The organism is Anaerosolibacter carboniphilus, assembly GCF_014205875.1.
Classification (GTDB): domain Bacteria; phylum Bacillota; class Clostridia; order Peptostreptococcales; family Thermotaleaceae; genus Anaerosolibacter; species Anaerosolibacter carboniphilus.
In genome coordinates this window covers 118,063-130,827 of record NZ_JACHEN010000007.1, presented here as the reverse complement: position 1 = coordinate 130,827, position 12,765 = coordinate 118,063, and the positions used below count along the sequence as shown (strand labels likewise).

Genomic DNA, 12,765 nt, shown 5'->3' with positions numbered 1-12,765 from the left:
CATTGCTTAACACTCCTTTTCATGTCTCTCTTACCTATCTATTATGCAATGACTATGCCATTTTTCATTTATTCTTAAAATTGATATCGCTATTTTTTTCAATCTATATAAACAATCACCCTTACCATCTGTAGGCAAGAGTGATTGTTCATTGAGCTTACTTTTGATTTGCTGCTAAGTACGCATTTGCCTGGCGAATCATTTCTTGATGGGCAGGGTTTATACTATTCGTTCCATGGGTCTTACTATTTAAGAAATGAATGTCAAAGTGACCATTCATCCCATTGTTTTCAATAAAATCTGAACCATGAGGCATTCCAGCCATAGAGGCTGGTAGTTGCATTCCATCCACTTCAACAATGATGGCCCTTCTATCCCAAGACCAACTTCCGTAAAGTTCCTTCATAATCTTTGTATCTTCTTTTGTCAAGGTCTCTGAATCTGCATGATTTGTTCCATAAGTTCTTTTTGCATAAAACTCTTTCCCTGTTTTTATATCAGTTACCTTAAAAGTAGTTCCTCTCTGAATGATCTTATCAATCCCACCAAACCAATTCCATTCAGAAATGCGTGTTTCTCTCATACCTCTGGACACACTATAGTTTTCATCCTCCGTACTAAACAGAGCTCTCATAGTATCTTTTCCTACAATACCATCTATTTGTAATTTATTATCACTCTGAAATTTTTCTACCGCTTCCTCCGTCAGTTTTCCGAAAAAACCTGTTACAGTTTTATCGAAATACCCTAAGAGTTTTAATCTCTGCTGAAGCTTCATTACTTCTTCATTCTTAATTCCCACTTTTAGTATCTGTGCTTCTTCCGCATTCTCTACAGCATATACATTCATCATCGCCATAGGCTGAATAAGGAGACTTGCACTAATAATTCCTACCAATACTTTTCTTTTTATCATCTGTTCCTCCCTGTAGGTCTTCTGTATATTTACTAGGCTTTGTTATTCATCACCACCTCTCAATATCTAAATTTATCAGCGCCTATAGTAATATCTTGAATTGTATACTAGATTCTTTTCGATTATCTGTTATTTAAGAATAGTGTTCAAATAGAATTTCCTCAATTCTATTGATATCTATATCTGTATATATCTCTTCATCAATCTGAATTTTATATCCTGCACAGCCTTCTTGGCACATACATTTTGACATTATTAATTCTACCTCGTCAACCAGATATGTATATTGCCGTAAAATTTCGTAAATCTCAATTCCTTTTTTACTGCTGCATTTATTACTTTTGCAATCAGAACAAATATAAACTTTAACCAAATCAATCACCTCATCCTTACTAAAAATTTAAGTTCATAAAACGTTCTATTACGGAACCTATTCTTCACATTTTCATGCAAACCTAGTTTTTATTATTTCATGTGCTATAGATATAAGCACTTGAAATGATTTACCTATATTTTCGCTTTTTGTCAACAGGTCGCAATAATTTGTACTTGCCATCCTCTTGTAGTTTATACAATAAAACTTCACCATTTTTTTCTTCAAACTCATAATAACAATTGCTGCAGTAATATCGTCTAACTCCAATCCTTCCGATCGTTTTATTACAACAATGAGGGCAAATCACCCATATCACCTCACATATAAAGCCATAGACTAAATCCAGACAGGATGTCCATTGTATCGATTACAAAAACAGCCTCCCATTTAGGGAGGCAATTATCTTTAAATACATTTCTAATCACTTCTCCGACCTAATAGTCCTGAAATCAACATTAGCCTAACAAGTTGCAAAATAGCCATAACTGTAGCGGCTACATATGTTAGGGCAGCTGCATCAAGCACCTTCTTTACAGGCCTTTCTTCATTCACTGTTATATAACCACCATCAGCTAAGATATTCATCGCCCTGCTGCTAGCGTTAAATTCCACAGGTAACGTAATTAATTGGAACACTACTGCGAACATAAATACGACCACACCTAGTTGCGCTAACGACTGAGATCCTAGCATTAACCCTATGAATAGAAGGGGAAATGCCGCTTGTGATCCTATACTGGCAAAAGGTACAATCATATTTCTAAGGGATAGCATACTATAACCTTCGTCATGTTGTAGTGCGTGTCCAACTTCGTGGGCTGCTATTCCTAGGGCAGCTAGGGAAGTCCCATGATAGATTTTATATGATAACCTTAGGACCTTATTTCTCGGATCATAATGATCTGTCATATGTCCGCCAACCAATTCAACCTTTACATCACTGAGTCTTTGTTTTTGCAGAATATCCATTGCTAACTGGGCACCTGTCCATCCTATTCCAGCCTTATGTTGACTATATTTATTAAAAGCACTTTGTACCTTTCCTTGGGCATACATGGCAAAAATAACAGCAGGAATAATCAAAATAAATGTTGGATCATAGAAAAATGGAAACATTGTTCATCTCCTCCTTACTCATCAATATAATCATCTAATAATACCATTCTTCCTGTTGGCATATGCTTTATTTTTCATCGACACTATCCTTTTCACTTACACTGCCATGGCATGAGCTACTATGACCTGATTTCCTCATCATAAACATCATTCCTATGTGCATCAGTGGACATAAAAGAAACGCAAGAGAGGATAGAGCCCCACCCTTTATCCCAAACAAGGGCAAACCTGCTATGATCAAAATTGGTAGCATGCAACATAATATCATTAATAATCCATGCTTTAATGTCCCCTTGTGTCCTTGAGCGTTATTTTCGTGACAATTTTTTTCACTATTATTCATCTTCTCCATCTAACTTCCTCCTTTGATATTCTTTACCAACAACCTTTAATCTCAGTATTTGTTGAATCACTTTACCTAACAAAACTATAAGAAACATACACTCTCAATAAATGCAATATTCATGCCATTTTTATCATTTTATCTATACAGCTTGTAATTTGACTGTTAAGTCTGTACAATTTTCAAAGTATACACGTTTTTTTGCTAATTTTTAGAACTTTCGTCCCTAATATTTAAACCCCAATAAATATTTCTTGTAGGATATGCTACATCATATTTGATATATGCTACAACGGTCGTGGGTCTTTAGATAAATTAGGAGGGGCTTAACCCCTCCTAATTTATCTGGTAATATAATACTTATAGCAAAACGCTCATTCTTTAGTCGTTTATCACCATGAGAATACTTATTTTCATTATCATACTTAGTCTTTACTCATTTGCTTGTGGGAGAGTTACGATAAACCGGCTACCCTTCCCCTCTTCGCTTTCTACACGAATGCTGCCTTGATGGGCTTCGACAAGTTTTTTCGTAATTGTCAATCCTATGCCAGCTCCACCTGTTTTTCTACTTCTTGATCTCTCTCCCCTATAAAGCCTCTCAAATATATGGGATATATCCTCTTGAGATATACCAATCCCAGTATCTGCAACCTCAAGCAATACTTTCCCTCTATTCTTATGTGCTTTTACTGTTACTTGTCCTTCTGGGGTTGTAAACTTCAGTGCATTTGATAAAAGGTTGATAAGAATTTGGCTCATTCGATGCTTATCTGCATAAATGAATATATTTTCTTCAATCTCATAATTAACCTCAATATTTTTACTCATACATTGATATTTAAAGTTCTCTACTACATCATAAATTAACTGAGATAAGTTAAACTGTACCATTTCTAGTGCAATGTCTGTTGTTTCTATTTCTGTTAAATCCTTCAACTGCTCAACCAACGTCATAAGTCGCGCTACTTCATTTTTAAAAATGTTCATCCTTTCTTTCGTAGGTTCCCATACTCCATCGCTAATTGCTTCTATTTGTCCGTGTAATATGGTTAACGGCGTACGTAATTCATGGGAGATATCTGCTGTTAATCTTTTTCGAAGACTGTGTTGCTCTTCCAACGAAATGGCTAAGTGATTGATTGCATTGGATAATTCCTTTAATTCAGTAATGTTATTTTTGTCTGTAATTCTAGTTCCCAATTTTCCATTTCTAATATGATTGGATGCTGCCGTAATATTTAAGATAGGTCTTGAGATAATTTTTGAAAAATATTGCCCTAGTAAAATAGCAATGAAAATTGCAAAAATAGATGCATAGATAATAGATTTATTAATACCTCTAGTAAATTCTACTTCTCTTTCAGATATCATCAGCGGCTTAGCATATCCAATTTCAACACTTCCTATTATTTTGCTATCTACTTTTACTTCGTATAATTCTTCTTGATAATCTCCACCATCCATTGAATGTCTCATCATGCCTTGACCCATTCCACCAAAAACACTATGTCCCATACGTTCCATCATTTGCTGATGCATATTCCACATATCAGATTCTATAGAATGAACGAAGATAATTTCATTATTGGCATCCATAATCTTTATATCAACATCGCCTACAGCAGGGTTTGACTGGATTTTCTCTATAACAGCTTCAGACCATTGATTGTCTTGCTCATACGTATCTTCAATAAATCTAACTAGTTCCGTTACTTTATATGCCTGTTCATCTTTCATATAGACATCAAACTTTCTAAATAAAGTGATATTCGTAATAGCACTGACGAGCACAATAGAAAAAATAGTTACTCCCACCATAAACAAAATCAGTCTTGATCTGAGCCTATTAAACATATCTAGCCCTCCATAAATTTATATCCCACACCATAAATGGTTTTTATATATTTCACTTTTTCATCTTCAATCTTATGCCTTATGTTTTTAATATGGGCATCAATTGCTCTTTCATAGCCTTCAAAATCGTAACCTAAGACCTCTAAGATCAAATTTTCACGAGTAAAAACTTTTCCAGGATGCTTTGCCAATAACGCTACAATTTCAAATTCCTTTGGAGTTATATTTACAAGCTCCCCTTGCTTTTTTATCTCCATTTTATCAAAATCTATGAGTAAATCTCCATCATGGAATTCGATAATTTCTGCTTTCACCAACTCTGTGCCGAATCTTCTAATGATAGCCTTTATCCTTGCAACTAGCTCCTTGGGACTAAAGGGCTTCATCATATAATCATCTGCTCCTATATTAAGACCATAAATTCTATCAACTTCTTCGACCTTTGCCGTTAACATTAAGATTGGAACTTGAGATTTTACTCTAATTTTTTTACATACTTCTTCTCCTGTCACATCGGGTAGCATTAGATCTAGTACTACAAAGTGAATTTCTTCTCTTTCAAATATATTCAATGCTTCTTGCCCATTGTATGCAGAAATAGTATGATAGCCTTCTCTATCAAGATAAGCTCTGATAATTTCCACAATCTGCTCCTCATCATCAACTACTAGTATATTTAACTTTTGAATACCCATATGAATTCACCTCTTGTACTAACGAATCGTTTCTTTTTCATGTATTATATCAAACTTTCCCTATCTATAGTACCGACTTAAGAAGCATTTACTCAATCTATTTCTGTTATTTGCAAAGAATAGTTTATAATGTAAATGAGCAATCCTTGCTATTAGGATTGCTCACTATCGATTTCAGGTAACTTACACCTTATGCTGCCTCTTCTACCCACAGTACAATTAATATTGGCCCATCATTCCGCCATTCATCATATGCTGTGCGCCACCCATGCTATTATGCATTTGTATCATTGCATCTTTATCCATGGATTCCATCATTCTAGCCATACCTTCATAGCCATTGCCCTTCATCATTTCAATCATGTCATTATAATCCTCATCTGTCATGTTATTCATAAAATCATCCATGGCTTTGTAGTCTCTTTTTTCCATTGCTTCCGCCATATTTCCAAAGCCATTTTGCTTCATCATATTTGTCATGCGGTCAACAATATTTTCCTTTGCATCTATGCTTTGTGTGGTTGTGATAGCTATTGGTTTTTGTATCTCATTTATCGAATTTGCATACCCGGCACTCGTAGTAATCACGCCTAAAGCTACAACCCCTGCTGCAACAAACATTAATCCTTTTTTCATGTAAATTCCTCCTTAGATTTAAATTGTTATCCTTATTATATAGGTCAATTGTGAATCAAATATGAATTTTCATCTGCGTAGCAAATAATTTTATAGATCCTTCTATTATCAAGCTGATTCTCAATGACATTCCCATCCAAAATCTTATTTAATATCTACTCACTGAGTACTTTTAATTTCTTTTTATACTCGTCTTCATCGATTTCTCCAGCAGCAAACCTTTCCCTTAATACCGAAATTGCATTACTTGAAGTTCCTCTATACTTTTCTTTATGGATTGTTTTTACTATCCATACGATAATCCCTATAATCAAAACCGTTCTAAGTAACCCAAACCCTATCATCCACCACCAATCCACGTTATTGGGATATCCATAACCAAACATGTGGCCCATCATTCCATACATCTTTATTTCCCTCCTTTATTAGTTTTTTAACAGGTTCTTCTTCTTTTCATATTCTTCATCTGAAATTTCACCTCGGGCATATCTTTCTCGCAAAATGTCAAGGGCATCATTCTTTATAGGGTATCCTTCCCTATAAGCATGGCCATGACTAGATCGTTCAACTATTATATAAACGATTAAACCGATAATTAATAACCCAAATAAACCGCCACCCATCATATATACCATTCCTTTCATCCTTGATTGTGATTTTGAATATCTTTTCTAATTATGATATCAATCTAAAATTTTTCTTTACCTTGTTTTCTGCTTTTTTATCTTCTTGATAATTTTGTCTTTCTTGAAGTCTAGCTTCCAGGTACTGTCTTTCAACTTCAATCTTTGCTTTATATTTCTCCACTTTTCTAGATAATTTTTTTATATAGTTCAATCTTTCTTGTACCTCAACATCAGAGATATACAATATTTCTTCCGGTGTCTCAACTTCTCTAAACAATAGCTCTGCTAGATTTCTCATTAAGTTTCGTACATTCTTCATACTTGTGCTTCCTTTCTATTCTTCATAGCTTAATTATAGACACCAAATATGAATCAAATATGAATTTTACCATCTTATTCAACTAGTTCTTCTTAATTTTGAGACTCACTATTGTCTAAGAGCAGGCTATCACAAAAAAAGAAGATAAGCCTAGAGGTCTTGACTTATCTTCTAATAAATTTACTCAGCATTTTTGATTAGACATAAAAAGTTTCTTATACTTATATCTTTTTAAATAATGTCGTCAGTGACAGCAGTTTAGCCCTTTTCCTTAATGACAACTTGCTCCACCACCAGGTATCTCTATCCTACTTTGTTCTAATGCCTGTAGGTCTACATTATTCAAATCATCTACGATGACGATTTTTCCAGCGAGCATATTCATCCCACAAGTAAATAGAAGTTCTCCAGTCTTATCAGGCGTAAATCTAATTTCATTTTTCCCTTCCTCTAATTCTCTATAAAATGCTGCATCGGGTATAGACAACACATAATTACATCCGTTTAATTCCACCCCATTGATAATCCAGCGGGTTGCCAATCCCTTCTGAATCACTAAAATATTGGGGGTATACGCATACCCTGCTACATCCATTTCGATTGTCTGGATATTCCCGTCAATCGTTGCAACCGCAGCTTTATTCTCTACTTCCACTGCAGTCTCATATTGACCTTCAAAAAATCCATTACTGCCAAAGACGGATTCTTCCTCGTTTTCTAAGTCTTGTGCATCCAAATTAGCAGGGTCTGCCACTGCCGTAAGCTTTGTTGTAATCATACCCATCCAGCAGCTAATTCGGATGATTCCCTCTTTTGTTGGTGTAAACTCAACAACTGGTTCAGATGACTTTAAATCTATTTCTACTCCATATTCTGGGATAACTATGGGATTATTACATCCATTAATGTTACCTACATCAAGTATCATCTTCACAGGAACACCCACTTGCACAATTGGTATATTCGGTGTATACCCGCTTGCATCTACTACAAGATTAACGACTTGCTTTCCATCTTCCATTCTTATTTCTGGTATTTCATTCAGACTACCCTTTAAAAAACTCAAGTCTAAAGCAAACCCCGACAAAGCTAGCCCTCGATTCAACATGATGACACCTAAAATAATGACTAATCCAGCACTGACCTTCATCATCCCTCTACTCAGTCTTCCACTAATCACAGAAGCAATCGCTGCGAATAAAAAGAGTAGCGGTACCGTACCTAAGCTAAAGAAGAACATAGATAATGCTCCTTTTGCTATGCTACCTGTCCCTAAAGCATATAGCTGCATTGTCTGTAGTGGACCACATGGCATAAATCCGTTAAAGAGTCCAATGATTAGTGGCTTTATGGGATTTGAAGCTTCTATTTTTCTGTATGACATCCCAGGTATTCTTAGCTTGAACCATGGAGGTAACCTGAAAATATTCAACATCTTTAGTCCCATCATCACCATAAATATACCTGCGCCTACGGCGACAATTCCTTTAAATTGTCCTGACGGGGTAAGGACCGCACCTAATCCACCTACGATACCTCCGATTACTGTGTAGGATATTACTCTTCCAGTATTATATAAAAGGGACGGCATAAATTTTCTTTTTTGTTGAGTATCACCAACCCCCTGGGATAATGCGATACCACCACACATGGCAACACAATGGACCGATGTCAATAGACCTACCACGAACAATAACCCGTAGCCCATCTCATCTGATACCTCTGGAATGAAATTAAAACCAACGGTATTTTGAATAATATAGTAGCCTCCAAACAATAAGATAAGCAACGGCAGAATATTCCCTAATCCCGTTTTAGGTTTATCTGTCACTGCATATCCTAGTCTTTCAACAACTGCAATGAACATTCTTTTGGAGACCTTATCCCCTTGATAAATAATTTCAACCTTTGATTGATGAAATGATGCCTTAACCTTTTCAACCCCCTCCAATACAGAAAGAGAATTCTCTATTCTCCTCTCACAACTTCCACAGGTCATCCCGTCTATGTATAATATGACCTTATTTTTCATCGTCTCACCCCTATATTTAAATTCTCTATAATAACAAAATCAAAACTTACAATTTCCTTAGATTCATCATCTACCTAGTCCCCTGATACTAGGTATAATAATTTACATTTCATCTTCTTAACCATTATTGCAATGGTCATGTACTCATCTACAAATTGTTATTATAGATTCAGTCTAAAAATATGCAAAAGCCATGCCATAGATATCAGCTTTATAGTTCTATGTTTTTAACTCTATTCTTCATTATCTACCATTCTCTTATCGTTTGTTATGCACTTTTTAACACACTGGCTGTACGATAACACACTATAACCCAACTGGATACATTTCTAAAGTTAAATTTATTCGCTGTAGTACATTCTATGTGATTATCCTAATCTCAGAATTTTATCGTTCATAATAAGAATCTTGGATCAATAAAACAAGCTAGAGAGATGTCACTTGTACAATATCCCTCTAGCTTATCACTATTCAATCACACACATATATTTATTTCATCATTTTTTCGATCGTCTTTAGCAGTTCATCTACGACCTCATTTTCTCCTGCCTGTATCTTATCAATGACACAGCTTTTCATATGACTCTCCAATAAAAGCTTGCTTACTGATTTCATAGCAGATTGGACAGCTGCTATTTGGATTAGCACATCATCACAATAAGTGCCCTTCTCAATCATACGATTAATTCCTCTCACTTGACCCTCAATTCTATTTAGTCGTGAAATGAGATCTATCTTGGTTTTATCCTCGTGGTGAGAAGTTTTGTGATGATGATTCTCAGGAGAATTCTCACTTCCTTTATAATTTAAATTTTGATCCTTCATTTTTTCCTCCGCTCTAAAGGGAGTCCTCCCCTATATGGCTCTAATAGAAATCACATCATATCCTGCTTCTTCGATCGCCGCTTTTAATTTAGTATCCTCCACATCTTTACTCATTTCTGCCACTGCATTCTTTCCATTTAGGTCTACTACTACATTCACAATACCATCAATCTCTCCTAAAGCACTCTCCACATGTTTAATGCAGTGTCCACAGCTCATTCCTTCAATACTAATTAACTTTTTCATTTTTCTTCCTCCTATTTTTTATTGATTTTTTTAGTTTATTTTACTTATATGGCTTAAAGCTTTTTAGTCTTAAGGCATTGGTTAATACAGATACAGAACTTAAAGACATGGCCGCTGCTGCAAAGATTGGATTTAACTTTGGTCCACCGAAAGCATATAATAGTCCTGCCGCTACTGGAATCCCGGCAACATTATAACCAAAGGCCCAGAATAGGTTTTGCTTGATATTTCTTATGGTGCTCTTGCTCAGCTGGATAGCTGTTGGTACATCCATCAAGTCACTTCGCATCAATACGATATCCGCTGACTCCATGGCTACGTCGGTACCTGAGCCAATGGCAATTCCGATATCTGCCTGGGCCAAAGCCGGTGCATCATTGATGCCATCTCCAACCATGGCTACCTTTTTCCCTTCTCCTTGGAGCTTCTTCACCTCATTGGCCTTGTCCTGAGGCAATACCTCGGCCAATACCCTATCGATACCTACTTGCTTCGCAATGGCCTCTGCTGTTCTTTTGTTATCTCCAGTAATCATGGCTACCTCAATTCCCATCTCATGGAGCCTTTTAATGGCCTTTGCACTACTTTCTTTCACTACATCGGCTACCGCAATAATACCTGCCAACTGACTCCCCATGGCTATATACATCGGTGTCTTTCCTTCAGATGCTAATCTATCAGAGTCATTTTCAAGCTGAGCTAATGCCACATTTTTTTCTACCATCAGCTTTCTATTTCCTAAAAGAATTGTCTCACCGTCGATCTCTACCTCGATCCCATGGCCTGGTATGGCTAGAAATTTGCCTAGTTTCAACATCTCTAGGTTTTCTTTCTCTGCGCCCCTTACAATGGCCTCCCCAAGGGGATGCTCAGAACCTTTTTCTGCTGATGCAGCGATTTGAAGGAGTTTGTCTCTTTCAATAATTCCAGTGGTTACAATATCCGTTACTTCTGGTCTACCTTCAGTGATCGTTCCTGTTTTGTCAAATACAATGGTTTGGATTTTATGAGTTGTTTCTAAAGCTTCCCCACCTTTAATCAATACACCATATTCCGCCCCTTTACCTGTACCAACCATAATCGCCGTAGGAGTGGCTAAACCTAGGGCACATGGACATGCAATCACTAACACTGCGATAAATATGGTTAGGGAGAATACTGCACTTTCACCAGTAAGATACCAAGCTAGAGCTGATAATGTAGCAATAACAAACACAATGGGAACAAAGTAACCTGATACGATGTCTGCCATTTGGGCAATAGGGGCTTTAGAACCCTGGGCATCTTCCACAAGCTTAATGATCTGAGCCAAAGCTGTGTCACTACCTACTTTCGTTGCTTTGAACTTAATGGAGCCATGCTTATTGATACTTGCACCGATAACTTTGTCTCCTATCTTTTTATCCACTGGAATACTTTCACCAGTCAACATAGACTCATCAATGGTTGTATGCCCTTCGATAACTTCTCCATCCACTGGGATTTTTGCGCCAGGTTTTACAAGGATAATATCTCCTACTTCCACTTCTTCGATAGGAATTTCAATCTCCTTATCCTCTTGAATCACAATAGCCGTTTTTGGAGCTAATCCCATGAGCTTTTTAATGGCTTCAGAAGTTCTTCCCTTTGATACAGCCTCCAGATATTTACCTAATAAAATCAAGGTGATGATGACACCGGCTGTCTCAAAGTACAAATCCTCTACATACATAAAATCCCCAATTGAAATCCTATAGATGGAATATATACTATATAGGAATGCTGCCGATGTACCCATAGCAATTAATGAATCCATATTAGGACTTCTACGGGCTATCGCTTTAAACCCTACGGTAAAGAATTTGTTTCCTGCAAGCATTACTGGAATTACTAATATTAATTCAACAAGGCCATATCTCAAAGGATAATGCATTGGATCTAACCACATTGGAATCTTCCATCCCAGCCACGGCACCATTGGTCCCATAGCGATATATAACAGGGGTATGGAGAATATAGCAGACACCACAAATTTCATCCATAGGGTTTTGATCTCTTTTTCCTTTCTTTCCTTATCTTCATCGACTCTATTCTTATTTTCAATCTCAAGGGCTGTGTATCCAGCCTTTGCAATAGCTTGCTTTATTTCAGAGAGCCGCACATCCTTAGGATTATACTTTATCACTGCCTTTTCTGTAGCAAAATTCACTGCCACGCTTTCTATTCCATTTAATTTCCCAACAGCCTTTTCAATAGCCTTTGCACAGGCAGCGCAGGTCATACCTGCCACAGGTATGGCTACTTCCTTCGCATCTTCCTCTTCCTTTGCTTCATAGCCAGCCTTTGCTACGGCTACTTTGATGTCTTCCACGGATAGTTTTGTTTCATCGAACTCCACATTCATCTTCTCTGTTGCAAAATTCACGTTCACTTTCTCTATGCCATCCAGCTTGCCTACGGCCTTCTCAGTTGATTTAGCACAGGCGGCACAGGTCATACCAAAAATTTTTAAATTTTCCGTCTTCATCGTTTTCACTCCCTTTAAATACTTATAAAATAAATTGCCTAGAAATATTTTGCTGAAATTTTTCTAATCGGCGCCTCGTGTACCATACCCCCGTTGGGTATATTAATTTTATAATATATTTGCTTTCAGGTTTTGTCAACATGTTTTTTATATAATTATCAAAAATATTTTCGCCCACGCACAGCCTTTTCTCATATCCACTTGTATTTAAATTACTAGTACTTACATTATGGTTAATAATATACATTTTACTCATTCAACCCTGATTACCT

General features: G+C 36.5%; 14 protein-coding genes. All 14 read right to left on the bottom strand.

Annotated elements, in window-relative coordinates; all coding sequences use genetic code 11:
* Positions 1 to 157: 157 nt before the first annotated feature.
* Complete coding sequence (locus HNQ80_RS07470; protein ID WP_184309740.1) at positions 158 to 916, bottom strand: peptidoglycan-binding domain-containing protein; 759 nt, start codon at positions 914 to 916, stop codon at positions 158 to 160.
* 133 nt (positions 917 to 1,049) lie between these two features.
* Entirely contained in the window at positions 1,050 to 1,289 is a 240-nt protein-coding gene (locus HNQ80_RS07465; RefSeq protein WP_184309738.1) for a hypothetical protein, read from the bottom strand.
* A gap of 420 nt (positions 1,290 to 1,709) precedes the next feature.
* Positions 1,710 to 2,408: a zinc metallopeptidase gene (locus tag HNQ80_RS07460; RefSeq protein WP_184309736.1), complete on the bottom strand. Its 699-nt coding sequence runs from the start codon at positions 2,406 to 2,408 to the stop codon at positions 1,710 to 1,712.
* A 67-nt stretch (positions 2,409 to 2,475) separates the two neighbouring features.
* Positions 2,476 to 2,760, bottom strand: a complete 285-nt coding sequence (locus HNQ80_RS07455) for a DUF2933 domain-containing protein (RefSeq protein ID WP_184309734.1) — start codon at positions 2,758 to 2,760, stop codon at positions 2,476 to 2,478.
* 423 nt (positions 2,761 to 3,183) lie between these two features.
* Positions 3,184 to 4,608: a sensor histidine kinase gene (locus HNQ80_RS07450; protein WP_184309732.1), complete on the bottom strand. Its 1,425-nt coding sequence runs from the start codon at positions 4,606 to 4,608 to the stop codon at positions 3,184 to 3,186.
* 2 nt (positions 4,609 to 4,610) lie between these two features.
* Positions 4,611 to 5,303 carry a response regulator transcription factor gene (locus HNQ80_RS07445; RefSeq protein ID WP_184309730.1) on the bottom strand — a complete coding sequence of 231 codons (693 nt, stop codon included), beginning with the start codon at positions 5,301 to 5,303 and terminating at the stop codon, positions 4,611 to 4,613.
* A gap of 219 nt (positions 5,304 to 5,522) precedes the next feature.
* Positions 5,523 to 5,939 carry a hypothetical protein gene (locus HNQ80_RS07440; RefSeq protein WP_184309728.1) on the bottom strand — a complete coding sequence of 139 codons (417 nt, stop codon included), beginning with the start codon at positions 5,937 to 5,939 and terminating at the stop codon, positions 5,523 to 5,525.
* A gap of 155 nt (positions 5,940 to 6,094) precedes the next feature.
* Positions 6,095 to 6,346, bottom strand: coding sequence for an SHOCT domain-containing protein (locus tag HNQ80_RS07435; protein ID WP_184309726.1), 252 nt, complete (start codon positions 6,344 to 6,346; stop codon positions 6,095 to 6,097).
* 18 nt (positions 6,347 to 6,364) lie between these two features.
* Positions 6,365 to 6,574 (bottom strand): SHOCT domain-containing protein, encoded by a 210-nt coding sequence (locus tag HNQ80_RS07430; protein ID WP_243183033.1) that lies wholly within the window; start codon positions 6,572 to 6,574, stop codon positions 6,365 to 6,367.
* Positions 6,575 to 6,614: 40 nt separating this feature from the next.
* Entirely contained in the window at positions 6,615 to 6,884 is a 270-nt protein-coding gene (locus tag HNQ80_RS07425) for a hypothetical protein (protein WP_184309722.1), read from the bottom strand.
* 271 nt (positions 6,885 to 7,155) lie between these two features.
* Positions 7,156 to 8,916 carry an urease accessory protein UreH domain-containing protein gene (locus tag HNQ80_RS07420; protein WP_184309719.1) on the bottom strand — a complete coding sequence of 587 codons (1,761 nt, stop codon included), beginning with the start codon at positions 8,914 to 8,916 and terminating at the stop codon, positions 7,156 to 7,158.
* A gap of 489 nt (positions 8,917 to 9,405) precedes the next feature.
* Positions 9,406 to 9,741 carry a metal-sensitive transcriptional regulator gene (locus HNQ80_RS07415; RefSeq protein WP_184309717.1) on the bottom strand — a complete coding sequence of 112 codons (336 nt, stop codon included), beginning with the start codon at positions 9,739 to 9,741 and terminating at the stop codon, positions 9,406 to 9,408.
* Positions 9,742 to 9,771: 30 nt separating this feature from the next.
* Positions 9,772 to 9,987, bottom strand: coding sequence for a heavy-metal-associated domain-containing protein (locus tag HNQ80_RS07410; RefSeq protein ID WP_184309715.1), 216 nt, complete (start codon positions 9,985 to 9,987; stop codon positions 9,772 to 9,774).
* A gap of 40 nt (positions 9,988 to 10,027) precedes the next feature.
* A complete protein-coding gene (locus HNQ80_RS07405) occupies positions 10,028 to 12,493 on the bottom strand; it encodes a heavy metal translocating P-type ATPase (protein ID WP_184309713.1) in 2,466 nt (821 codons plus the stop codon).
* Between the last annotated feature and the right edge of the window lie 272 nt (positions 12,494 to 12,765).

What these genes read in the sequence shown, in the direction of transcription:
- HNQ80_RS07470 (WP_184309740.1), bottom strand. Translation starts at nt 916, where the DNA reads ATGATAAAAAGAAAAGTATTGGTAGGAATTATTAGTGCAAGTCTCCTT.
- HNQ80_RS07460 (WP_184309736.1), bottom strand. Translation starts at nt 2,408, where the DNA reads ATGTTTCCATTTTTCTATGATCCAACATTTATTTTGATTATTCCTGCT.
- HNQ80_RS07455 (WP_184309734.1), bottom strand. Translation starts at nt 2,760, where the DNA reads ATGGAGAAGATGAATAATAGTGAAAAAAATTGTCACGAAAATAACGCT.
- HNQ80_RS07450 (WP_184309732.1), bottom strand. Translation starts at nt 4,608, where the DNA reads ATGTTTAATAGGCTCAGATCAAGACTGATTTTGTTTATGGTGGGAGTA.
- HNQ80_RS07445 (WP_184309730.1), bottom strand. Translation starts at nt 5,303, where the DNA reads ATGGGTATTCAAAAGTTAAATATACTAGTAGTTGATGATGAGGAGCAG.
- HNQ80_RS07440 (WP_184309728.1), bottom strand. Translation starts at nt 5,939, where the DNA reads ATGAAAAAAGGATTAATGTTTGTTGCAGCAGGGGTTGTAGCTTTAGGC.
- HNQ80_RS07435 (WP_184309726.1), bottom strand. Translation starts at nt 6,346, where the DNA reads ATGTATGGAATGATGGGCCACATGTTTGGTTATGGATATCCCAATAAC.
- HNQ80_RS07430 (WP_243183033.1), bottom strand. Translation starts at nt 6,574, where the DNA reads ATGGTATATATGATGGGTGGCGGTTTATTTGGGTTATTAATTATCGGT.
- HNQ80_RS07425 (WP_184309722.1), bottom strand. Translation starts at nt 6,884, where the DNA reads ATGAAGAATGTACGAAACTTAATGAGAAATCTAGCAGAGCTATTGTTT.
- HNQ80_RS07420 (WP_184309719.1), bottom strand. Translation starts at nt 8,916, where the DNA reads ATGAAAAATAAGGTCATATTATACATAGACGGGATGACCTGTGGAAGT.
- HNQ80_RS07415 (WP_184309717.1), bottom strand. Translation starts at nt 9,741, where the DNA reads ATGAAGGATCAAAATTTAAATTATAAAGGAAGTGAGAATTCTCCTGAG.
- HNQ80_RS07410 (WP_184309715.1), bottom strand. Translation starts at nt 9,987, where the DNA reads ATGAAAAAGTTAATTAGTATTGAAGGAATGAGCTGTGGACACTGCATT.
- HNQ80_RS07405 (WP_184309713.1), bottom strand. Translation starts at nt 12,493, where the DNA reads ATGAAGACGGAAAATTTAAAAATTTTTGGTATGACCTGTGCCGCCTGT.